Source organism: Gordonia sp. SL306, from assembly GCF_026625785.1.
Lineage (GTDB): Bacteria > Actinomycetota > Actinomycetes > Mycobacteriales > Mycobacteriaceae > Gordonia.
In genome coordinates this window covers 2366690-2389896 of record NZ_CP113063.1, presented here as the reverse complement: position 1 = coordinate 2389896, position 23207 = coordinate 2366690, and the positions used below count along the sequence as shown (strand labels likewise).

The window sequence follows — 23207 nt, the reverse complement described above, 5'->3', positions numbered from 1 at the left end:
CCCGGTCGACGAGGTCGGGAGGGTTCGCCTCAGCAGGGGGAACTCAGCGCGGCGTCGACGATCTCGGTGACCGCTCCCCGCGCCAGCTCGGCATCGGCTGCGACCAGTCCGATGCGGGTGCGCCGATCCAGGACGTCGTCGACCGTGATCGCACCTTCGTGGGTGACCGCGAACTCGACCTCTGCCCGGGTCACGTCGAGCTCGCCCGCGATCGGATCGAGCGGCCGGGCCAGCCGCGCCGCAGACACCACCTTCGTTGCCTCCGAACCGAATCGATGGATCATCGATGACGGCAGATCGCTGTGATCGGGAACCCCGGCCGCCCCGACCAACGGGGTGGTCGCCGTCACACAGGCGCCCGCGGTGAGCCCCCCGGCCGCGATCGCCGCGTCGACGGCGTCCTCTGCCATGCGCCGGTACGTGGTCAGCTTTCCGCCGATCACACCGACCAGGGTGTCGTCGGTCACCTGGACCCGGTGGTGGCGCGACACATCGGCGAGATCGCCTGTACTGCTGCCGGTTCCGTGTCCGGTGTCGATGAGCGGACGAAGTCCCGCGAAGGTGCCGAGGATGTCGGCGCGGGAGACCGGTTGCTCCAGAGCAACATTCACCGAGTCGATCAAGAAGTCGATCTCGTCGTCGGACGGCTCGGGGACGTCGGGGATGGGGCCGGGTGCATCGACGTCGGTGAGCCCCACGTAGACGCGACCGAGCTGCTCGGGCAGGGCGAACACGAAGCGCGAGACCGAACCCGCGACCGGAACCGTGAGCGCACCGGTCGGATATCCGAACGTCGCCGCGTCGAAGACCAGGTGGGTGCCGCGGCTCGGCCGCACCCGTACCGACGGATCCACCGTCCCGGCCCACACGCCGGTCGCGTTGACCACCGTCCGCGCCGCCACGTCGAAGCTCTCCCCGGTGCGGGTATCCGTCAGTCGCGCACCGGTTCCGGTGACGTTGTCCGCCCGGGTATAGGTGCACACGGTGACGCCGAAGGTGGCGGCGGTCCGCGCGATCGCGACCACCAGTCGTGCGTCGTCGACGAGCTGGCCGTCGGCGCTGGAGGCGGCGCCGCGCAGGTTCTGCCTGGTGACCGCCGGGCACAGCGCGATGGTCTCGTCGGCGGTCAGTCTGGCCGGGGCGGGCAGGATGTCGGTCGGCGTACCGGCAACCCTCCGCAGCAGATCGCCTGCGCGGAAACCGGTCCGGATCAGGGCGGCCGAGCCCTTCGACCCGATGTCCGGAACCACCTGTCGCAGTGGTCGGATCAGGTGCGGCGCGATCGCGGTCATGAGGTGGTGGCGCTCGATCGCGCTCTCCCGCGCGATGGGGAGGTGGCCACCGGCCAGATAGCGGAGGCCACCGTGGACGAGCTTGCTGCTCCACCGCGACGTACCGAAGGCGAGATCGTTGGCCTCCACCAACGCCACCCGCAGTCCACGGGTGGCGGCGTCGAGGGCAACCCCGACACCGGTGATCCCGCCGCCGATCACCAGCAGGTCGAGCGGCTCGGTCGACTCGGCGAGGTACGTGAGCCCGTCGCGACGACGAGCGGCGTTCAGCACTGCCATCAGATCGCCCACATCAGGTCGCCGCGGGCAGGTCGTCGGGCGGGCGGAGGTAGGACGAGAGCGCATGGTGGAGTTCACGGCTCCACTCGTCGCCGAGGATCGACTCGACCAGTGCCCTCGACTGGATGGACGACTGCGTGATCAGCAAGACCATCGCAGCCATCTTGTCGGGGTCGCCGTCGCGGACCTGCCCGCGCGCCTGACCGTTGGCGATCGCATCGGACAGGATCGCGAGAACGCCCTGCTGACTCGTCCCGAGCCGGTCGAATACATAGGGCATCATGAACTCGCGTTGTTCGCGCCACAGCGCGGAGACCAGTTCGTCGTCGCGCAGCGCCGCCACCACCCGCACCACCACGTCGACCGTGGCGTCGAAGTCGGCCGTACGCAGCGGCGTGACGTCGTTGACCGCGGCGACGACGCCGAGGACCTCACGGGTCAGCAGTGCCCGGATGATCTCGGACATGTCGGGCCAGCGCCGGTAGACCGTCGGCCTGCTGACCCCGGCCTCGCGCGCGACCTCGGCAACGGTCACCTTGCGGCCGTTGTTGCGTACCAGGCAGCGGCGGGCGGCGTCGAGGACCTGGTCCCCGATGTCCTCTTTACAGATTGACATGATATGTAACACTGTAACCCATGGGTTCCACATCCCACGGCCATCGGGTTCGTCACACGACGGTCCTGGCCAATCCGCACTCGCGACACGGCGCCGGCCGTGCGATAGCCGACCGTGCGGTCCGCGAGTTCGAGGCGCGGGGAATCGACGTGGAACTGATCATCGGCCGCGATGCGCAGGATGCCGCCGAACGGGCGGCCAAGGCCGCGCGCACCGACACCGACGCGATCGCCGTGGTGGGTGGTGACGGGAGCGTCCGGCTCGCACTCGAGGCCACCGTCGGCACCGGCACCCCGGTCGGCGTGATCCCCGCAGGCACCGGCAACGACGTGGCCCGCAACCTCGACATCCCGCTCGACGACGTCGCGGCCGCGGTCGAGGTGATCGCGCTCGGACAGACCCGCACGGTGGATCTCGGGCGGGTGACCTTTCCCGACGGCCGGTCGTCGCTGTTCGCCACCGTTGCCGCGACGGGCTTCGACGCGTCGGTGACCGCGCGCGCCATCGGGATGTCCTGGCCGAAGGGCCAGGCCCGCTACACCATCGCCGCGTTGCTGGAATTGATCGGTCTGCGCTCGCGGCACTATCACGTCCGTGTCGACGAGACGGAACTCGACGACGACATGGTCTTCGCGTCCGTGGGCAACACCACCTCGTACGGCGGGGGCATGCAGATCACGCCCGCGGCGTCGATGGTCGACGGATTGCTCGACGTCACCTTGGCCGTCCGTCCCTCACGGTTCGCACGACTGACCGTCGCCAAGGTCTTCCCCGCGGTCTTCTCCGGGCAGCACGTGAATCACCAGATGGTCCGCACGCTCCGTGGCCGTGAGATCGAATTCTATTGCGACCCACCGGCGCTGGTGTCGATCGACGGTGACCTCGTCGGCGAGTTGCCGGCGACCTTCGAAGTGGTCCCGAGCGCCGCGGTCATCTTCGCGCCGCCGGCGGGCCCATCCCCCGACTAACCCTGCTCGCTCCACCACTCCCGGAGTGCCTCGACGGCCTCCTCGTACGAGAGCGGCCCGCGGTCGAGCCGCAGCTCCTTCAGGTATCGCCATGCCTCGCCGACCTTCGGACCCGGAGGCAGGCCGAGCAGTTCCATGATGGCGTTGCCGTCGAGGTCCGGTCGCACGCGATCGAGATCCTCCGCGGCCTTGAGATCGGCGATCCGCCGTTCCAGATGGTCGTAGTTCTCCTGCAGACGCCGTGCGCGGCGCTTGTTCCGAGTGGTGCAGTCGGCCCGGACGAGTTTGTGCAGACGATCCAGGAGCGGTCCCGCGTCGCTGACATAACGTCGGACCGCCGAGTCCGTCCAGCTGCCGTCGCCGTAGCCGTGGAACCGCAGGTGCAGGAACACCAGGTTCGACACGTCCTCGACGACCGCCTTCGGATACTTCAGAGCCCGCATCCGACGGCGGACGAGTTTGGCCCCGACCACCTCGTGATGGTGGAAACTGACCCCGCCACCGGGCTCGTGGCGACGGGTCGCCGGCTTCCCGATGTCGTGGAGCAGGGCTGCCCATCGCAGCACCAGATCGGGATCGCCCTCCTCGAGGTCGATCGCCTGCCGCAGCACGGTCAACGAGTGCTGGTACACGTCCTTGTGCTGGTGGTGTTCGTCGATGGTGAGCTTCATCCCCGGCACCTCCGGGAGCACACGCTCGCCGAGGCCGGTGTCGACCATCAGGTCGATGGCCTCCAGCGGATGCTCACCGAGGATCATCTTGTCCAATTCGGTGCGGACACGTTCGGCGGTGATCCGATCGATCTGCGCCGACATCTCGGTGATCGCGTCGGACACCCTGGGCGCGACCCGGAAGCCGAGCTGCGAGACGAACCGGATCGCCCGCAGCATCCGTAGCGGGTCGTCGTCGAAGGACTCCTGCGGGGTGGCCGGGGTGTCAATGATCCCGGCGAGGAGGGCGGTCATCCCGTCGAGGGGGTCGCAGAACTCGGCCGGACCGTCCGCCCCGACCCGGACGGCCATCGCGTTGATGGTGAAGTCGCGGCGCACCAGATCGTCGCCGAGCGATTCTCCGAAGACCACCTCGGGATTGCGCCCGATCCGGTCATACGCGTCGGACCGGAATGTCGTGATCTCAACCATGTGCGCGCCCTTGCGCGCACTGATCGTGCCGAACTCGATACCGGTGTCCCACTGGGCATCGGCCCAGTCGGCCATCAACGCCGAGACCTGCTCGGGCCTGGCATCGGTGGTGAAGTCGAGATCGCCCGAGAGCCTGCCGAGCACCGCATCCCGCACCGACCCGCCGACCAGATACAACTCGTGGCCCGCGGCCGCGAACGCCGCGCCGAGCGGCACCAGGACGTCGGAGAGGCCCCGCAACGTGACCGCCGCTGATGCCAGCAGACGGGTACGGCGTTCGGGCTCTGTCACGGCATGCCAGCCTACCGCTGCGACGTCCGGCGACCACAAATCGTCGTCGGGCCCCCAGACAGGACCGGTCGCCACCCCGCCGCCCACGGGGCCATCCGGGCAAACAGCAGGTGACCAACGGCTAGCATCGAGAGCGTGTCCGCCGATCCGTCCACCGACCCCTCTGACGTCTCCTCCGACGTCACCGCGGGTGGTCACGGTCCCGGCGATGTGACACACAACACCTCGCCGGCGCGACCGGACTCCGGTTCCGGCCGCCGCGTGACGCCCGCAGATCTGGCTCGGGGCTCGCACGGCACCGCACCCAATCCGGCCACCGCGCCCACCCCGGAGGAGACGGGCCCCGGGCAGGCGCGCCGAGGGCGGCGCGGACGCCGGCGACGCGGACGACGACCGTCGGTGGCGCCGTCGGGCACCGATACGCCTCACAGCGCCCCCGACGACACGCCGCCGCGTCCCGTCGAGCGTCGTGACGCGCCCAAGCCCGGGCCCATGCCGAAGCGACCGACAGATCCCGAGCGGCTCGTCGGCGACGACGACGAACTGCACCCGACCCACACCAGGGTCTCGCCGCCGAAACCTTCGGATCTGGTCGCGGTCACCGCCAAGATCACCAAGACCGGCCTCACCCATGCAGTCGGCTCCGACGGCACCACGACCGCAGGCAAGACCAAGAACCGCCGACGGACCGGTACCCGGCCCGACCGCGGGCAGGGCCAGGGGCAGGAGCGCCTGCGCACCGTTCGCGAGACGTCGGCGGGCGGGCTGGTCATCTCCGACCTCGACCTCCCCGTGGACGAGCTCTGCGCGGCACTCATCGGCCGGATGGACCGGCGCGGCCGGATGATGTGGTCGTTGCCGAAGGGCCACATCGAGACCGGGGAGACGGCCGAGCAGACCGCGATCCGGGAGGTCGCGGAGGAAACGGGCATCAACGGCACCGTCGTCGCGCCGCTCGGCAAGATCGACTACTGGTTCGTCAGCGAGGGCAGGCGCATCCACAAGACCGTTCACCACTATCTTCTCCGCAGCATCGGGGGCGAGCTGTCGGACGCCGATTACGAGGTGAGTGAAGTGGCATGGGTGCCGCTCGCCGAACTACCCCGGAAGCTCACGTACTCTGACGAGCGGCGACTGGCCCGGATGGCCCGAGGCGTCATCGCCGATCTCGCTGCCGACCCGAACCGGTTGGCCCAGTCCGAGGCCGAGAGCATTCGCACCGAACCCAACGCCTATGAGAGAGCCGCAGCCGCACGCAACCAGCGCCGCAACGAACCGCCGCCCCCGTCGCGGTCCCGTCGGCGCAGGCGGCGTCCCCGGCGCCCACCGGCCGGCGATGCCTGACCGCCGGGTGAACAGGCTCCTCGCTCCCCTCCGTCGACTCGCGCGGATCTCCGCAGCGATCTTCGCGGTCCTGACGATCGTGCTCCTGTCCGCGGCTCCGGCGGCCGCCGCGCCGGATGCGTCGGCCGCCTCGGACGGCGAGATCCCCGACGACTTCTTACGGCTTTCCATCGACACCATCACGCCGTCGCTGGTCACCAGCAGTGGTGGTTCCGTGGTCACCGTGTCGGGGCACCTCCAGAACATCGGGGACCGTCAGCTGCACAACCTTTCGGTCCGCCTCGAACGCGGCGATCGGGTGGCGGACGCTGCGGGACTGCGCAGCAGCCTCGCCGTCACCCCCGTCCCGGTGAGCGCCGCGACCCCGTTCCGGCACATCTCCGACGACCTCACGCCGGGCCGGTCGATCCCGTTCACCATCACGGCCCCGCTGTCGGGCAACGGTGGCCTCGACATCCAGCGCACCGGGGTGTTCCCACTGCAGGTGAACGTGAACGGGCTCCCCGACTACGGGAATCCGGCCAAGCTCGCACAGTCGCGCACCCTCCTGCCCGTGCTGTCCCTACCTCCCGATCGTGGTCGGGCGGCGGGGTACGTCGATCCGACCACCGACGCGGAGCAGCCCGATCCGCGGGACACCGATCTCGGCGCGGACGGCTCGGTCTCGGCCAACCTGTCGAGCCCGGCACGGTTCACGATGCTCTGGCCGCTGGCGGCGCCGCCTCAGCTCACCCCGGGCGTGCTCGGCGGACAGACCGAGCAGGTCCGTCTGGTGGGCGACGACCTGGCCCGATCCCTCGAACCCGGCGGCCGCCTCAATGTGCTCCTCGCGGCGGCCCGGTCGGTGGCGGGCGAGACCGAGTCAGCCGACAACGATTCGGCTGCCTCCGGATCCGAGGCCGTGACGAGCGGCAACGGAGCGTCGAAATCCGCCGAATCGGCCCCACCGTCCGGGGACGACAACAGCTCCTCTGATACCGGCAATTCCGGCGACACCGGAACCTCGACCGATCGGAAGCCCTCCAAACTCGAACAGAGCATGTGCCTGGCCGTCGATCCGGATCTCCTGGTGACGGTCCGGTCCATGTCGCTCGGATACGAGGTATCGAGCGATCCGATGGATCCGACGTCGTCGACCACCGCGGGCTCCGGGCAGGCGGCCGCAGTGCAGTGGCTGACCGAGCTGCGTCAGCTCGCGGGACAGATGTGTGTGGTGGCGTTGCCGTTCGCGCAGTCCGATCTGACGTCCCTGGCCCGCATCGGCAACACCGGCCTCACCACCGACGCCCTGTCGACGCCCCCCGACGTCGTCGACGCGATCCTCGGTGTCCGCAGCGTCCGGGGCATCACCGTCCCCGCGCTCGGGGCCCTCGACTCGACCGGCGCAGGCGTGTTGAAGTCGGCATCCGTCGGCAAGGCCGTCACGTCGACGAGCAGCGTGGCGACCGCCCGCCCAGGCGCCACCGGGCAGTATCGGGTCGGCGACCTGCGCGTCCAGTCCACCGATGCGCCGATCTCGGCGTCCCTTGCCGGCCTGGGCTCCGCCCCGTCGACGACTCCCCTGACACCGCCCGACCAGGAGGTGTCGTTCGCCGGTGAGTCGGCCGCGGGCAGGCGACAGGCCGCGGTCGCCGCGCTGGCGTTTCAGTCGATCGCCGCGCCCGAACCCGTCGAACGCGGGCGGGCGCAGCCTCGACTGCCCGCCGCCGGACGCAGCGCCTTCGTGGTGCCGCCGACCTACTGGGCACCGTCCACCGACGACACCAACGCGTTGTTCACCACCGCCACCCTCCTGCTGGAGTCCGGCGCGGCGACACCCACCTCGCTCACCGACGTCGTCGGCGAACTCGACCGTGCCGAGTCGACCGCGCGGTTCGTGAGACCACCCGGCGTCGCGTCGCTCGCATCGCTGGGCGTTGCGGTGTCCGACCAGGCCGCGACGACGATGCGTGACAACGCCGAGTTGTCGTACCAGTTGCAGGCCTCGCTGATGCAGTCCGCCGACGTCGCCGCCACTCCCGAGCGGTACATGGCGCCGCTGCGGGAAGACCTGTTGCGCTCCATCCGGACCCCGGATCGGGCGGGTGCCGCCGAGCGGGCCGACATCCGCACTCAGCGTGCGGCCCGGGTCACCGCATCCGGCGCCACCCTGCAGCGGATGCGCAACGCCGTGACCATCCTCGACCCCGGTGGGAGGTACACGCTCGCGTCCGAGCGCAGTCCCCTGCTGCTGGTGGTCCGCAACGAGCTGTCGCTGCCGATCCGGGTGCGGATGAACGTCGCCGCGCCGAAGGAACTCGACGTCGGCGACATCGGCGTCATCGAGATCCCCGCTCGGGGCACTCGCCAGATCCAGCTGCCCACGCGCGCGGACAGCTCCGAGGCCATCACCGTCACCATCGGTATGTCCACCTCGAGCGGGGTCTCCCTCGGCTCGCCCATCCGGCTGTCGGTGCATGCGAATGCCTATGGGAAGCCGCTGTTCTGGATCACGATCGCGGCGGGTGTCGCGCTCGTCCTGCTGACCGCGCGGCGTCTCTGGCACCGGTTCCGCGGTGAACCCGACCCGGCCGACGATGACCGTCCCGACCCCGACGACCACGAACGATTGCTTGCCGGCACCACCTATCAGGAGCGTCGCCGTACCCTGCATCAAGAGATGCTGCACCCAGAGACCGACCCGGAGCCAGAGAACCCCGAGACAGAGGATGAGGCACCGCCCGCGACGACGGGCCCGACCGACCGAGACACACCATGACCGACCAAGGACCACGCGAACCGCGCCGCGCGTCGCCCCGCCGGATACCTCCCCGCGGGGCCCCTGAACGACGCCCCGCCGCCGGTCCGCCACCGATGACGGGTCCGGTGGCCGACCAGCCACCCCTCGCAGGCCGGCCACCCGCCTCGCCGCCGTCGGGTCCGTCGCCGTCCGGTCCGCCACCCTCCGGTCCGCCGGCATCCGGTCCCCGCTCGCCTGCACCGCGGCCCGCCGCGGCCCGCCCGGCGCCGGCCCGGCAGTCAGCACCGCCGCCACGGTTCATCCCGTCGCGGCCACCGGCCGACACGCTCACCGACACCGGCGAGCGGCGTCCGCGTGACACCGGCACCGGCGAGAGCGCCACCACCGGGCTCTCGCGCGATTCCGACTCGAGCATCCTCAAGACCAGCGGATCCATCGCTCTGGCCACCCTCACGAGCCGCATCACCGGGTTCATCCGGACGGTGCTGGTGCTGGCCATGCTCGGTCCCGCCATCGCGTCGGCCTTCCAGGCCGCCTATGTGCTGCCGAACATGATCGCCGAGGTCGTCCTCGGTGCCGTGCTCACCGCGATCGTTATCCCGGTGCTGGTCCGTGCGGAGGCCGAGGACGCCGACGGCGGCCGCGGGTTCATCAACCGCATCTTCACCCTCACCGTGGTCACCCTCGGGACGGCGACGGTCATCGCGCTGATCGCCGCGCCACTCCTGACCTTCCTCAACGTCGGTGACGGGGACGTCAACCGGCCGCTGACCACCGCCCTGGCCTACCTGCTCCTACCGGAGATCCTGTTCTACGGACTGTCCGCGCTGTTCATCGCGATCCTGAACATGAAGGGGTTCTTCAAACCAGGTGCCTGGGCTCCGGTGATGAACAACGTCGTCCAGATCGCCACGCTGGTGCTGTACGCCCTGATGCCCGGCGAGATCACGCTCAACCCGGTCCGGATGTCGGATCCTCAGCTCCTGGTACTCGGCATCGGCACCACGCTCGGTGTGGTGGTCCAGGCATCGGTCCTGGTGCCGTGGCTCAAGCGGGCGGGGGTGCGTCTACAGCTGCAGTGGGGACTCGACGCGCGCCTGCGCACCTTCGGGAACATGGCCCTGGCGATCGTGCTCTACGTCGCGATCCTGCAGGTCGGGCTGGTCATCACCTACCGCATCGCCGCACACGCCGACGCATCGGGCATCAGTGTCTATGCCACGCACTGGCAGCTGCTCCAACTCCCCTATGGCGTGCTGGGCGTGACGATCCTGACCGCGATCATGCCCAGGTTGTCGCGCAACGCCGCCGCCGACGACGATCGTGCCGTCGTCGACGACCTGTCCCTGGCCACCCGGCTGACCATGGTCGCACTGGTGCCCGTGGTCGCCTACATGACCTTCTTCGGCCCGGCCATCGGCATCGCCGTGTTCAACTTCGGCAAGTTCGACGCCGACACCGCCTCCCAGCTCGGCTCGGTCCTCGCGTGGGGCGCCTTCACCCTGATCCCCTACTCGATGACGCTGGTCCAGCTGCGCGTGTTCTACGCGCGCCAGGATGCCTGGACGCCGACCGTGATGGTGCTCGGCATCACGATCGTCAAGGTGGCCGCCTCCTACCTCGGGCCGGTGCTGTTCTCCGATCCCGAGTTGGTGGTGCGCTGGCTCGCATTGTCGAACGGACTGGGATACCTGGTCGGTGCCGTCGTCGGCCACTATCTGCTGCGCAACCGGCTGAACAACGCCCGGCTCACCGACGTGTACCGCACGACTGTGATCACACTCGGTGTCTCGATCGGGGTCGCCGCGGTCGTCTGGGCGGTCGCCAACCTGTCGGGAATGCATCTCCTCGCCACGGAGGTCGGCAAGGTCGGTTCGCTCGTCTACCTCCTCGTGACCGCGGTCGTCGTCCTGGGCGTGACCTATGCCGGACTTGCCGCGGCCAAGGTTCCCGACGTGGTTTCGATCGGAATGTCCGTGCGGCGCATGCTCGGTCGGTTCATTCCGGCGCTGGCACCACCGCCGAGTTCGGTAACAGAATCGGCACCGACGATCACGGTTCAGTTTCCGCGGATCACTCCGGACGAGTCGCTCCCGTACTCTGGTCAAGTACAGGTGCTCCGACGATTCGACCGGGGCACGGCCACCTGGCAGTCGTACTCGGTTCACAGCGGTGGAGCCGCACGCCTTCGTGATGGCGGCGAGATGCGGGTCCATTCGCCCCGCGATATGCGCTACCGCAGGAGAGGAGCTCGGCGCTTGAGTGACAACGAGATCGGTACCACACAGGACACCGAGATCATCCCCGACGCCCCGACCTCCGACGGCGGTTCGGTGACCGTCGACGAGAAGCCGGACCGACCACGCGACGGCGAGGTCGACACGTCGGCGAAATCGGACCGGCCGGGCCCGGATTCCCCGGACTCCGATGAGCAGGCGTCGACCGGAAACACACCGAAGGGCGAGAAACCCTCCAACACAGACAAATCCGACAAGGACACGGTTCCCGTCAAACGACCGCGGCCGCGCGGCCCCCGACTGGTGCCCGGTGCCGCCGTGGCCGGCGGCCGCTATCGACTGCTCGATCACCACGGCGGATCCCGCGGCCTGCAGTTCTGGCGGGCGCTCGACATCAACCTCGACCGTGAGGTCGCCCTGACCTTCGTCGACGCCGAGCAACTCACAGCTCCCCCGGAACGTGGCGAGTCGGCCAAGGTGAGCGACGAAGGTCCACAGGCCGTGCTGTCCCGGACATTGCGGCTGGGACAGATCTCGTCATCCGGGGTCGCACGCGTGCTCGACGTGGTGCGCGGATCGTCGGGCGGCATTGTCGTCAGCGAATGGGTACCGGGCTCGTCGCTCACCGAGGTCGCACAGTCCGGCCCGTCGCCGATCGGCGCCGCGCGCGCCGTCCGGGCGCTCGCCGCCGCCGCGGAGGCCACCCATCGATCCGGTGGAACGCTGTCGATCGATCATCCGGATCGCATCCGCATCAGCACCGACGGCAACGCGGTGCTGGCATTCCCGGGCACCCTCACCCCGGACGACAAGTCCTCGGATGTGCGCGGACTGGGCGCGGTGCTCTACGCACTGCTCCTCGCCCGGTGGCCTCTCGACAGTGAGACCGGGTCGACGCTGGTGACCACGGACGACACCACCGAACCGGTCGGCGGGCTGCCGATCGCCGCGCCCGGCAAGGACGGATCGCCGATCGAACCGCGCGAGGCGCGGCCCGAGACCCCGTTCGAGATCTCCGCCGTCGCGGCTCGCGCCCTCGACGGCAGTCGCGGCATCCGGACTGCGGGCACCGTCCAGCACGTCCTCGACCAGGCCACCGTTCTCGACCTCAACACCGACATGCTGCCGGCCATCGACGTCGACGCGGCGCCGGTCGCGATGGGGTCGAAATCCGATCGCGCCTCCGGCTCCGGCGAGGCCGACAAACCCGGCCGCCGCAACCTCGCGCTACTCGTGGGCGCCGGACTGCTGACCCTGTTCATCGTGCTCGCGCTGGTGGTGTGGGCGACCAATCTCTTCGGCTCCGACGACGGATCGACCGACATCGACTCGATCCTGACCACCACATCGGCGCCACCCTCGCCGAGTGCCGCCGCTCCCCCCGCACCGACCCCGGCCGCGGCGGGACCCATCGCACTCCGGAATGTGTCGCTGGTGGATTTCTCGGGTCAGCCGCCCGACAACGCGTCGAACCTGCAGAACGTGATCAGCGGCGCTGCCCCGCCCTGGCAGACCGACAGCTACCGCGGGTCGGCGAACTTCGGCGGACTCAAGCAGGGACTCGGGCTGATGTTCGATCTGGGCGGCCAGCACGCGGTGAAGTCCGTGACCATCACGACGCCGACGCCGGGGTTCAACGTCTCGATACGTACCTCGCCGACCGCCCAGCCCGCGCTCGCGCAGACGGCCGAGGTGGCGACCGGACCGGTCTCCCAGCCCACCACCACCATCACGATCCCGAACCCGCAACAGAGCCCGTTCCTGATGGTGTGGCTCACCTCGCTGCCACCGGGTCCCGGCGGCTTCCAGGCCAAGATCGGCAAGATCGAGATGACCGGCTGACGGTGAGTCCGGATCGGCACGATCGGTAATCGGGGTTCGCCACGACCGGGGCACCCGCGCCCGGTAGACATACTCGTGTGCTCGTCCACCGCCGCCCGCAGGCCACCGCCGGACTCGATGGCGCACGGCTGACCGGACCGACCGTCGCGCGGTACGCCGTCGGTTCGATCGGCACCGCGGGCTTCTCGACGCTCCCCGGCCTCGTGCTGATCTACTACCTCACCGACACGCTCGGGGTCGCCGCCGCGGCTGCCGGTGGCATCGTCGCGGTCGCCAAGCTCTGGGACGTCGTGATCGATCCGCTGATCGGCGCCACGAGCGACCGGAGCAGGCGCCGACGGGGTTCACGTCGGCCACTGATGCTGATCGGTGCCCACGCACTGCCGGTGTTCTTCGCGGTCACCTTCGCCGTCCCCACGGGGCTTCCGTCGCCCACGGACGCCGTCTGGGTGGCCGTCGCATTCCTGCTCGCCGCCACCGCCTTCAGCCTGTTCCAGGTCCCTTACATCGCATTACCCGCCGAACTGACCGGCCACTACGACGAACGCACCCGGCTGCTCACCGCCCGGGTCGTGGTGCTGACCGTCGGCATCCTCGTATTCGGTGCGGGCGGTCCCGCGCTACGGGAAGTCGGCGGGACGCCACGCATCGGCTACCTGATCATGGGTGTCGTCGCCGGTGGCGTCATCGGCGTCAGCCTGCTGATCGCGAGTCGTTCCGCGCCGGTGTCACAGGTCGCCACCGACACCCAGATCACCGACGAGACGTCGTCACCCGCCGCGGCCTACCGGAGCGCGGCCGCCGTGCTCCGACGTAGCCGCCCGCTGCGTCTGCTCCTGGGTGCATTCCTGTTGCAAGGCCTGGCAACCGGGCTGATGCTCGCCGACGGCCAGTACGTGGCGACCTGGGTCCTCGGCGATGAGGCCGCCGTCTCCTACCTCTTCGTCGCGCTGATCGGGCCGGCCGTGCTGTTCGCCCCGATCTGGGGAGCGGTCGCCCGGCGCATCGGCAAAGAGTCCGGCTTCGCCATCGCGACAACACTTTTCGCAGTCGCGAGCGTATCGCTGGTGCTGTTGCACTGGACACCGGGCTGGTGGGTCTATCCGGTCATCGGATTCGCCGGTGCCGCCTACGCCGGCATGCAGTCGCTCCCGATGGCGATGGTCCCGGATGTCATCACCCACGATGCGCACACCCACGGGCAGAACTCGGCCGGCGTGATAGGCGGGGTCTGGACCGCGGGGGAGACCACCGGCATGGCATTGGGTGCAGTGGCGCTCACCGCAGTGCTCGCCGTCGGCGGGTACGTGTCGTCGGATGCCGATGCCACAGAGGTGACCCAGCCGACCGGAGCGCTGTGGGCGATGGTGATCGGCTTCAGTGTGATCCCAGCGGCTCTCGCGGTCGTGAGTCTGCTGCTGATAACCCGTTATCCCCTGCGCCGCAACGATATCGACGGAAGAGTAGCTGATGTCTGACGAACGAACAGAGTCGATCCTGCAGCGGCTGGCCGAGCTGCGCGCCGACGACGCGCCGACCCACGGCGGTCGCGTGCTCTCCTACGTGTACGACTCGGGGCTCGCCGAACTCGACGAGCTCGCACGTGCGGCGGCAGCCTCCGTCCAGGCCGTCAACGGGCTCGACCCCACCGCGTTTCCGTCGGTGGCCCGCATGGAGGCCGACGTGATCACCTTCGCCTGCGAGCTCGTGCACGCATCGGCACACGATCGGGATGTGACGGGGCTCGTGACGAGCGGCGGCACCGAGAGTTGCCTTCTGGCAGTCAAATCGGCGCGCGACCGCTGGCGCGCCGCGGGCGGGACGGGTGTGCCGCGCATCGTCGCGCCGGTGACCGTCCACGCCGCATTTCACAAGGCTGCACACTATTTCGGCCTCGACCTCGAACTCGTCCCGGTCGATGAACAGGGAGTTGTCGACACTGCGGAGCTGACGGCCCGTCTGACCACGCAGACCGCACTTGTGGTGGTGTCCGCACCGTGTTACCCCTTTGCCGCGCTGGATCCGGTCGCGGAGATCGCCGGCGCCGCGGCCGATCGTGGGGTGGCCTGCCATGTCGACGCGTGTATCGGCGGCTGGGTTCTCCCGTTCTGGTCGGATGGGGGAGAGGGGCTGTCGCCCTGGGACTTTCGCGTTCCAGGTGTCACCAGCGTCTCGCTCGACGCACACAAATACGGCTTTGCACCGAAGGGCGCCTCGGTTCTCCTGTTCGGCGACCCCGACGCCAAACGTGCGGCGTCCTTCGCGACGACGCGCTGGCCTGGTTATCCGGTGGTGAACCCGACCATGCTCGGAAGTCGTTCGGCGATGTCGCTGGCGGCCACCTGGGCGATCGTCGCATACCTGGGCCCCGACGGGTTCGCAGCGCTGACCGCGCGCTCACGGTCCGCGACTCACACACTGCAGGAATGCATCTCGGGGATCGTCGGGCTACGTGTGGTGGGGGACCCGATCGGACCGCTGTTCGCCGTCGCCGCCGACCACACGGTTGCCGACGGAGATCAGGTGGATCCGCACATATGGGCCGATCGGGTACGCGAACTCGGTTGGGTGCTCCAGCCACAACCCGGACTGCACCAAGCCGACGGACCGGATCTCCCACGCACGACGCACCTGACGGTCACCCCCGTGACCGGTGACGAGGTCGACGGTCTGACCGCGGCGTTGATCGCGGCCGCCGACGATGTCCGGGGTGTCCCCGGGGTCGACCTGGGCGAGTTGCTCTCCGCGATGCCCGAACTCGCGGTAGACGCCGGTGCGGACTCGGCAACCGCCGGTGGGATTCTCCGCGACCTCGGACTGGCGGGGGAGGACGCAGGCGGGGCGCTGCCCGATCAGCTCGCCCCCGTGATGGCCCTGCTCGACGTGATGCCCGCCCGTCGATCCGAGGCGCTGCTCACCGAACTGCTCGCTCGGTGCAACGAGCGGCACCGTCACGGCGATCACTGATCTCCGGCGGTCGATCCGGCCGCCAGCCGGGCGGGCCGAAAATGTACCCCAGTCGCGCACGCATGCCGTCGGCCGCGCGCACGTCCCGCGCGATCGCACCGTACTCATGAGTCTGCAACCGCCAGATGTTGTAGGTGTCAACCGGTTTGGTCAATCCGTAGGTCGGTCGGTAGGTCTCGGGCCGAAAGGTTCCGAACATCCGGTCCCAGACGATGAAGGTTCCGCCGTAGTTGCGGTCCAGGTAGTCGATGTCGCTGCCGTGGTGCACCCGGTGGTGTGACGGCGTGTTGAACACGAACTCCACAGGCGCCCAGAGTTTTCCGATGTGCTCGGTGTGAACCCAGAACTGGTAGATCAGATTCAGTGAGTACGCCGCGAACACCAGCGCGGGTGGTACGCCCAGGAAGGGGAGTGGCAACCACATGACGATGCCCGCACTGTTGTTCCACTTCTGGCGCAACGCGGTGGTGAAATTGAAGTATTCGCTGGAGTGGTGGGCCTGGTGAGTGGCCCAGACCAGTCGGACGCGATGGGCGATCCGGTGCTCCCAGTAGAAGAGGAAATCCAACCCGACGAAGGCGATCAGCCAGCTGTACCAGGCGGTCGCCGGGAGCTGCCAGGGCGCGAGGTAGGCGAAGATCGCCGAATACGCGAGCAGGGCCAGCACTTTCCATCCCGCACTGGTGGCGATCGAGACGAGTCCCATCAGGAGGCTGGCACGCGAGTCTCGCGCGTTGTACGAACCGCGTGGCGCCGGGACCCGTTCGTCGTGCTGGGACGGTCGGTCTGCCTCGGTGTGCTCGAGCTTCCAGGCCGCCACCCACTCGAGCACCACGAGGAGCACGAAGAACGGGATCGCGAGCACGGTCGGCTCGCGCATCGCCTCCGGTAGGAAGTCGAGCATCGGTTCTCCTGCTGGTCCGTCCGGTCATCTGACACGGGAACATGTCAGATCGTGGTTCTGACACGATAGCGTGTCAGATAGAGTCGTGTAAAGAGATCGCAGCCGTGACCACCGACGATGCCGAGGAGTCCGATGAGTACCCCCGAAGGACGCCGCTACGGCGGGGCCGACGCCGACGAGCGGCGTGCCCGGCGACGGCTCGATCTGATCGCCGCCGGGTTGGATCTGTTCGGCTCCGACGGTTATGCGAACGCCTCCGTGAAGCGGGTGTGCGAGCACGCCGGTCTGACACAGCGCTACTTCTACGAGTCGTTCGCCGACCGCCCCGCGCTGCTGGCCGCGGTCTACGAGGATTGTGTGGAGTTCGCCCGTGCCGCCACCGTCGATGCCGCGGCCGGTTTCGTCGGCGATGGTGGGGGAGTGGGTGCGGTCGGTGTCGCGGCACCCGACGCACCTGCCGTCGCACGGTCGGCGCTGACCGCATTCGTGCGGTGTCTGGCCGACGACGCACGTCGGGCCCGCGTGATGCTCGTCGAGGTCGTCGGGGTCAACCCTGATCTGGAACGCTTGCGGCTCACCGCGATTCACGGATGGGCCGATCTGATCCTGACGTTGGCGCTGGGGGAGGAGACCGCCGATCGCACGCAGCGCCTGGCCGCCATCGGACTGGTGGGCGCGGTCACGCAGCTCCTGGTCGATTGGTACACCAGTGCCAACGGGGAGTTCGCCGCGCCCGCTGACGCCGGCCCGGACCTGTTCGACCTCGATGCGATCCTGGACGTCAGCGTCGAACTGTTCGTCGCCGCATACGAGAGCCTGCTGGGCTGACCGCCTGCCCCGCCGACAGCAACCACTTTCCCGCCGACAGCAACCGGTTCTTCGCCGACAGCAACCGGTTTTCCGCCCACGGCAACCGGTTTTCCGCCCACGGCAACCGGATCTTCGCCGACCGTGCGCCATCCGCGCCACCGCGAATCCTCCACTCGTCCACAACCTCTCCGGTGTCCCCAGAACTGTGGACAACGTGCAGGTCAGTGCGTCGACGACCCTTGGTGTCCACTAACCTTCTCGGCATGACTCGGGGGAGCGTCGACGCGCGCAGCGACGAAGATCTGCTCCGCGCCCATGTCGCCGGTGAGCCCGACGCCTTTGCGACGCTGATCGAACGTCACCACACCTATCTGTGGTCGCTGGCCTGCCGCACGAGCAACAACCCCGACGACGCCGCCGACGCCCTGCAGGACGCCCTGCTCAACGCACACCGGATGGCCTCGCGATTCCGATCCGACGCCAAGGTGACGAGCTGGCTGCATCGGATCGTGGTGAACGCCTGCCTCGACCGCATCCGCCGCAATCGCGTGCGCCGGACGGTGCCGATCCCGGAGTACGACCTCCTGCCCCTCGCCGACGATCACGACCAGATGGCGGCCGTCGACCTCTCGATCTCGATCGGCAGGGCACTCGACACCCTGCCGCCGGATCAGCGTGCCGCGGTGATCGCGGTGGACGTCGAGGGCTACTCGGTCAGTGAGGCCGCCGAGCGGCTCGGTGTGCCGATCGGAACCATCAAGAGCCGGTGCTCACGGGGTCGGCTCCGGCTCGCGCAGGCTCTCGGTCATCTTCGAGAGTGCTGACGTCGGCCGATCGGGTCGTCACCGTGTTCGCAGATGACCGAGCATCGTGGCGAGTTCGGCGCGGCCGCGTGCACACCTGCTCTTGACGGTGCACCCGGGGAGTGAGGATTCGGCCGCGCCTGTCCCCATATCGGATCCGATGGAACCGGACCACGGACCGGTGCGTCTTAAACCCTGACGATCACGATCACAGGCACGGCCAGATACCAGTCGGACGCCGCGCTCGGTCCACCCACTGTGGATCGGGTCCGGGCGAGAGAAGTGGGAGAGTGGAGCGATGATCCCGCCGGGAGCAGCAGACGACCCTGACAGCACGGTGTCGCGCTACCCGCAACCGCCCTACTCGACCGATCTCCTCGCAGATCTGCACGCCGATGTCCTGCCGCCCGACGTCGCCGAGTACGTGAGATCGCGCATCAGCGACGACCCCGATGCCCGCGCGGTACTCGACGCACTCGACCGCACCACCGCGCAGCTGCGTGGCGCTGACGTGCCGCCCGTTCCCGTGCCCGCCGAGGTGGCGTCCAGGACTCGACTGACGCTCGACGAGATCGGAGCGGAGACCGCCACCACGCCCGACGACGCCGTCGTCGGTATCGCGGAGCGCCGCAGACGACGGATGCCTGCCCGATGGTTGGCGGCCGGTGGGGTCGCAGCCGCGATCGTCGCGGTCCTCGCGATCACCGTCGGGGTGCTGCGGTCACCCGCGTCCGACCCTCCGCTCCAGGCGCAGCCGTCCTCGCCACCGATCACCGACCTGGCACCAGGTGAACGTGTCGCGCTGCTGTCCGTGCTGGGGAAGAACGACTTCGCGTCGTTCGGATCGGCGCAGGCGCTGCGCCGCTGCACGGCCGCCAACGGTGTCGCGGCAGACACCGTGGTCCTCGGGACCGGACCGGTCACCGTACGTGGACGCGAGGGCATCGTGATCCTGCTGTCCACCGGGACCGCGGGCCGCTTCGATGCGCTGGTCGTGGCACCCGACTGCACCGCCGGAAATCCCGCGCGCATCAGCCGTACCCTGATCGGCGGCTGACACCGCGCCCGAGCAGTCACATCGGCCCGACCACATGTGATCGTCCACGCACGCCTCCCGCTGCCGGGAACATCTGCCCTTACCCTGATGTTGAGACAGCCGAGACACCCGGCGCGGCGTCGAAGAACGCATTGCGCCGTCGAGCACGGAGGACGGATGACCCAGCCAGACAGCCAGCAGATCCACGACCTGATCATCATCGGATCGGGCCCCGCCGGCTACACCGCCGCGATCTACGCGGCTCGCGCCGAGCTCGCCCCGATCGTTTTCGAGGGCACGCAGTTCGGTGGCGCCCTGATGACCACCACCGAGGTGGAGAACTTCCCCGGCTTCCAGAGCGGCATCCAGGGCCCACAACTCATGGACGAGATGCGGGAACAGGCGATCCGTTTCGGCGCCGACCTGCGCATGGAAGATGTGGACACCATCCGCCTCCAGGGACCGGTCAAGGAGGTCGAGGTCGGCGGCGAGGTGTTCCGTGCTCGTGCGGTGATCCTGGCCATGGGTGCCGCGGCCCGCTACCTCGGTGTCGAGAACGAGCAGACCCTGCTCGGTCGCGGTGTCTCCGCATGTGCGACCTGCGACGGCTTCTTCTTCAAGGACCAGGACATCGCCGTGATCGGCGGAGGTGACTCCGCGATGGAAGAGGCGACGTTCCTGACCAAGTTCGCGCGCAGCGTCACCCTCGTCCATCGGCGTGAAGAGTTCCGTGCGTCCAAGATCATGCTCGAGCGCGCCCGCGCCAACGAGAAGATCCGGTTCGTGACCAACTCGGCCGTGACGTCGGTCCTCGGCGACAACTCCGTCACCGGGCTCGGGCTCACCGACACCACGAGCGGCGAGACCAGCACGATCGACGTCACCGGCATGTTCGTCGCGATCGGACATGATCCCCGCAGCGAACTGGTCCGCGGCCAGATCGACCTGGATCCCGAGGGATACGTCCAGGTCGCCGGCCGGACCACCTACACATCGATCCCGGGCGTGTTCGCCTGCGGCGACCTCGTCGACCACACCTACCGCCAGGCCGTCACAGCTGCCGGCAGCGGCTGTTCGGCGGCGATCGACGCCGAGCGCTGGCTCGCCGAACAGGGCGATGTCGACATCGACGCCGGACTCGAGGGCGAGTTCGTGGTCGTTGACGCGCCCGCGACCGCCTGACCGCCTGACACCGCCCGACACATCGACTTCTGACGTCCATAAGGAGGACACCATGGGAGCAAACACCGTCGCCGTCACCGACGCGACCTTCAAGGACGAGGTACTCGGCGCCGACAAGCCGGTACTCGTCGACTTCTGGGCGACCTGGTGCGGCCCGTGCAAGATGGTGGCACCCGTACTCGAGGAGATCGCCCGCGACCACGCCGACAAGCTGACCATCGCGAAGCTCGACGTCGACGCCAACCCCGGCGTCGCCCGCGACTTCCAGATCATGTCGATTCCGACCATGATCCTGTTCGAAGATGGCAAGGCCACCAAGACGATCGTCGGCGCCAAGGGCAAGGCTGCCCTGCTGCGTGAGCTCGACCGAGTCGTCGGCTCGCCTGCATGATCAACTGACCTGCGGTTACCCCGGAACCGGACGACGGTCCGGGCCCGCAGGAGCCCGATGATGGCGCCCCTGGTGGCGCCATCATTTGGTCGTGCCGTCGCGACCTGAAAGAATGCTCGGTGTTTGCGGCGGTGTGCGGTGAGCACCGATTTGGGGGACGCTGACACCCATACCCATCCACCGCGCTGCCTGGACGAGGAGTTGCTGATGCCGTTGTTCCGACTCGGGGATCATGGCTCGGCTGTCGCCGAGATCCGGAATATCCTCGTCGGACTCAGACTGCTGACGTCGAGTCCGGCGCCTGAGAGCATGTCCGGCACGATCAGTGGTTGGACACCTCCCGAGGCGATCTTCGACGACGCGTGTGATCGCGCTGTCCGTGCGTTCCAGCAGGAGCGCGGACTGATCGTCGACGGCATCGTCGGTCCGGCCACCTACCGCGCCTTGCGCGAGGCTTCGTATCAGCTGGGCACGCGCGTACTGCTCTATCGTCTGTCCGCACCGATGGTCGGCGACGACGTCGCGACCCTTCAGGCGCGCCTCCAGAACCTCGGCTATTACACCGGCCTGGTCGACGGCACCTTCGGCGAGACCACCCACAACGCGGTGTGCCTCTATCAGAGCGAATACGGTCTGTCGTCCGACGGAATCTGCGGCCCGGCGACCCTGCGTTCGCTCGAGCGGCTCGGCACCCGCGTCACCGGTGGGTCGCCGCACGCCATTCGCGAGGAGGAGCAGGTCCGTCGGTCCGGGCCACAGCTCTCCGGCAAGCGAATCCTCATCGACCCGGGTTCCGGTGGGCTGCACGATCTTTCGTCCGGTAACACGGCCGAGCTCGAGTCCGCGGTGTTGTGGGACCTCGGCGCCCGGCTGGAGGGCCGCATGGCCGCCGCGGGCATGGAGACCTTCCTCTCCCACGACGGCCGAGGCCGACCCAGCGACGACGAACGCGCCCGGGTGGCCAACCTCGTCGACGCCGATCTGATGATCTCACTGCGCTGCGGTCACTACCCCAACGATCGCGCACACGGTGTGGCATCGTTCCACTTCGGCAACTCACACGGGTCGTTCTCGACCATCGGCCGCAACCTCGCCGGCTTCATCCAACGCGAAATCGCCGCCCGCACAAGCCTCACCGACTGTCGGACGCACGAGCGGACCTGGGATGTGTTGCGGCTCACCAGGATGCCGGTGGCGCTGATCGACGTCGGCTACATCACGAACCAGAACGACGCAGAACTGCTCAACGACCCGAAGGCCCGCGACGTCATCGCCGAAGCGATCCTCGTGGCCGTGAAGCGGCTCTATCTCCTCGGCGAGAACGATCGCCCGACGGGGACGTACACGTTCGCAGAACTTCTTGCGGCGGAGCGCCTTTCCAGCTGACGCTTCGGAATTCCCCTCAGCGGGCTGACCTTCAGCTGAGTCAGCCCTGTCGACGGCCGACCGGCACCGATGCCGGTCGCTCGCGGCCGGCGAGGTCCATCGCGGCCATCACCACCAACTTCTCGAGGGCGTGCTCGACCTCGTGTTTCCAGCCCAACCCTTCGTCGAGTTCGAGGCGGAAGCGGGGGAACCGCGGATGCGATGCCACCAGATCGAATCCGGAGTCCTTCAGGAAGTCCGCATCGATGATGCACTCCGTGCAGAGGTTCGCCTGCGGGCTGTCGTGCATGGCGCGGGTGATCTCCACGATCGCCTCGTCCGCCCAGACCTGCATCTCATTCGAGATCGATTCCAGGGCACCGAGCTCCGCCACCTCGTCGTGTTCGGATGGAGGCTGGCTCAGTGCGGACGAGTCTGCGGACTCCGTCGGCGTGCGGACGATACCGAATGCCTCAACCGCCCGAACACCACGGCGAACCAGATTGGTCACAATACTGTCGAGAAGGATGGGGGCGGCTTCTTCGAATCCAGGTTCGGTGCGGATGGAGGTCAGGAGCACCGCGTCGGCGCTCACCGGAGAAGTGGGGAAGTGGCCCGACCGCGGTACGCGTCCCGGTGGCGCGTAGAACGCGGTACCCACGTAATGTCCGGTCTGTCCGTCGATCGCCACCTGACCGCAGGTCCCCCATTCGAGGAGCACACCGGAGATCCACGCCTCCTTGTCGAACTCGCTCTCGAACGATGACCCGAACTTGCCGAAGATCTCGTTCTCGGTGGCGCGTGACGACGACGGATCCACCTCCCAGAACACACAGCGGCGGGTGTGCATCGGCAACGACTCGAAAGATTCGAGATCCAGACGAGTGACCGCGAGATTCATTCCGACATCTCCGCCTCGATCAGGTGCGAAAGATCGAAAGTGTAGTGCGACAAGAGATTTCGTACTTTCACCGTCGTCCTCGCTGATCAATTGTCAC

General features: G+C 68.5%; 17 protein-coding genes. 12 read left to right on the top strand and 5 right to left on the bottom strand.

The features are described 5' to 3' along the window. Positions 1 to 29: 29 nt before the first annotated feature. Positions 30 to 1571 carry a glycerol-3-phosphate dehydrogenase/oxidase gene (locus OVA31_RS10920; RefSeq protein ID WP_267631108.1) on the bottom strand — a complete coding sequence of 514 codons (1542 nt, stop codon included), beginning with the start codon at positions 1569 to 1571 and terminating at the stop codon, positions 30 to 32. Positions 1572 to 1584: 13 nt separating this feature from the next. After that, on the bottom strand, positions 1585 to 2187 hold the full coding sequence (locus tag OVA31_RS10915) for a TetR/AcrR family transcriptional regulator (RefSeq protein ID WP_267631107.1): 603 nt from the start codon (positions 2185 to 2187) through the stop codon (positions 1585 to 1587). A gap of 20 nt (positions 2188 to 2207) precedes the next feature. Here OVA31_RS10915 and OVA31_RS10910 point away from each other — a divergent pair, with 20 nt between their 5' ends. Next, the gene (locus OVA31_RS10910) at positions 2208 to 3155 is read left to right on the top strand and encodes a YegS/Rv2252/BmrU family lipid kinase (protein ID WP_267631106.1); all 948 of its coding nucleotides are present in this window, start codon (positions 2208 to 2210) and stop codon (positions 3153 to 3155) included. On the opposite strand, the gene OVA31_RS10905 is transcribed toward OVA31_RS10910, so the two are convergent. After that, on the bottom strand, positions 3152 to 4588 hold the full coding sequence (locus OVA31_RS10905) for a CCA tRNA nucleotidyltransferase (protein WP_267631105.1): 1437 nt from the start codon (positions 4586 to 4588) through the stop codon (positions 3152 to 3154). The two genes, OVA31_RS10910 and OVA31_RS10905, sit on opposite strands and share 4 nt — an antisense overlap. 135 nt (positions 4589 to 4723) lie before the next feature. Here OVA31_RS10905 and OVA31_RS10900 point away from each other — a divergent pair, with 135 nt between their 5' ends. The 5 genes from OVA31_RS10900 (at position 4724) to OVA31_RS10880 (ending at position 15718) form a co-directional block, all read left to right on the top strand. After that, the gene (locus OVA31_RS10900; RefSeq protein WP_267631104.1) at positions 4724 to 5932 is read left to right on the top strand and encodes an NUDIX hydrolase; all 1209 of its coding nucleotides are present in this window, start codon (positions 4724 to 4726) and stop codon (positions 5930 to 5932) included. Next, positions 5925 to 8690, top strand: a complete 2766-nt coding sequence (locus OVA31_RS10895) for a DUF6049 family protein (protein WP_267631103.1) — start codon at positions 5925 to 5927, stop codon at positions 8688 to 8690. Before OVA31_RS10900 ends, OVA31_RS10895 begins: the two co-directional genes overlap by 8 nt. Continuing rightward, on the top strand, positions 8687 to 12751 hold the full coding sequence (locus OVA31_RS10890) for a murein biosynthesis integral membrane protein MurJ (protein WP_267631102.1): 4065 nt from the start codon (positions 8687 to 8689) through the stop codon (positions 12749 to 12751). Before OVA31_RS10895 ends, OVA31_RS10890 begins: the two co-directional genes overlap by 4 nt. A gap of 77 nt (positions 12752 to 12828) precedes the next feature. Further along, the gene (locus OVA31_RS10885) at positions 12829 to 14229 is read left to right on the top strand and encodes an MFS transporter (protein ID WP_267631101.1); all 1401 of its coding nucleotides are present in this window, start codon (positions 12829 to 12831) and stop codon (positions 14227 to 14229) included. After that, a complete protein-coding gene (locus OVA31_RS10880; RefSeq protein WP_267631100.1) occupies positions 14222 to 15718 on the top strand; it encodes a pyridoxal phosphate-dependent decarboxylase family protein in 1497 nt (498 codons plus the stop codon). The genes OVA31_RS10885 and OVA31_RS10880 overlap by 8 nt, the downstream gene beginning before the upstream one ends. Here the strand turns inward: OVA31_RS10880 and OVA31_RS10875 are convergent. Continuing rightward, a complete protein-coding gene (locus OVA31_RS10875) occupies positions 15666 to 16622 on the bottom strand; it encodes a sterol desaturase family protein (protein WP_267631099.1) in 957 nt (318 codons plus the stop codon). The genes OVA31_RS10880 and OVA31_RS10875 overlap by 53 nt on opposite strands. A 132-nt stretch (positions 16623 to 16754) precedes the next feature. On the opposite strand from OVA31_RS10875, the gene OVA31_RS10870 reads away from it, so the two are divergent. From OVA31_RS10870 to OVA31_RS10845, 6 genes are all read left to right on the top strand, one after another. Further along, a complete protein-coding gene (locus OVA31_RS10870; protein ID WP_267631098.1) occupies positions 16755 to 17450 on the top strand; it encodes a TetR/AcrR family transcriptional regulator in 696 nt (231 codons plus the stop codon). A 245-nt stretch (positions 17451 to 17695) separates the two neighbouring features. Beyond that, positions 17696 to 18256, top strand: a complete 561-nt coding sequence (sigM, locus tag OVA31_RS10865; RefSeq protein WP_267631097.1) for an RNA polymerase sigma factor SigM — start codon at positions 17696 to 17698, stop codon at positions 18254 to 18256. A gap of 277 nt (positions 18257 to 18533) precedes the next feature. Next, positions 18534 to 19292: a hypothetical protein gene (locus tag OVA31_RS10860; protein ID WP_267631096.1), complete on the top strand. Its 759-nt coding sequence runs from the start codon at positions 18534 to 18536 to the stop codon at positions 19290 to 19292. A 156-nt stretch (positions 19293 to 19448) separates the two neighbouring features. Then, complete coding sequence (gene trxB / locus OVA31_RS10855) at positions 19449 to 20453, top strand: thioredoxin-disulfide reductase (RefSeq protein WP_267631095.1); 1005 nt, start codon at positions 19449 to 19451, stop codon at positions 20451 to 20453. 52 nt (positions 20454 to 20505) lie between these two features. Continuing rightward, complete coding sequence (gene trxA, locus OVA31_RS10850; RefSeq protein WP_267631094.1) at positions 20506 to 20844, top strand: thioredoxin; 339 nt, start codon at positions 20506 to 20508, stop codon at positions 20842 to 20844. A 207-nt stretch (positions 20845 to 21051) separates the two neighbouring features. Then, positions 21052 to 22230, top strand: coding sequence for an N-acetylmuramoyl-L-alanine amidase (locus tag OVA31_RS10845; RefSeq protein ID WP_267631478.1), 1179 nt, complete (start codon positions 21052 to 21054; stop codon positions 22228 to 22230). A 40-nt stretch (positions 22231 to 22270) separates the two neighbouring features. Here OVA31_RS10845 and OVA31_RS10840 read toward each other — a convergent pair whose 3' ends face one another. After that, on the bottom strand, positions 22271 to 23110 hold the full coding sequence (locus tag OVA31_RS10840; protein WP_267631093.1) for a hypothetical protein: 840 nt from the start codon (positions 23108 to 23110) through the stop codon (positions 22271 to 22273). Positions 23111 to 23207: the final 97 nt, after the last annotated feature.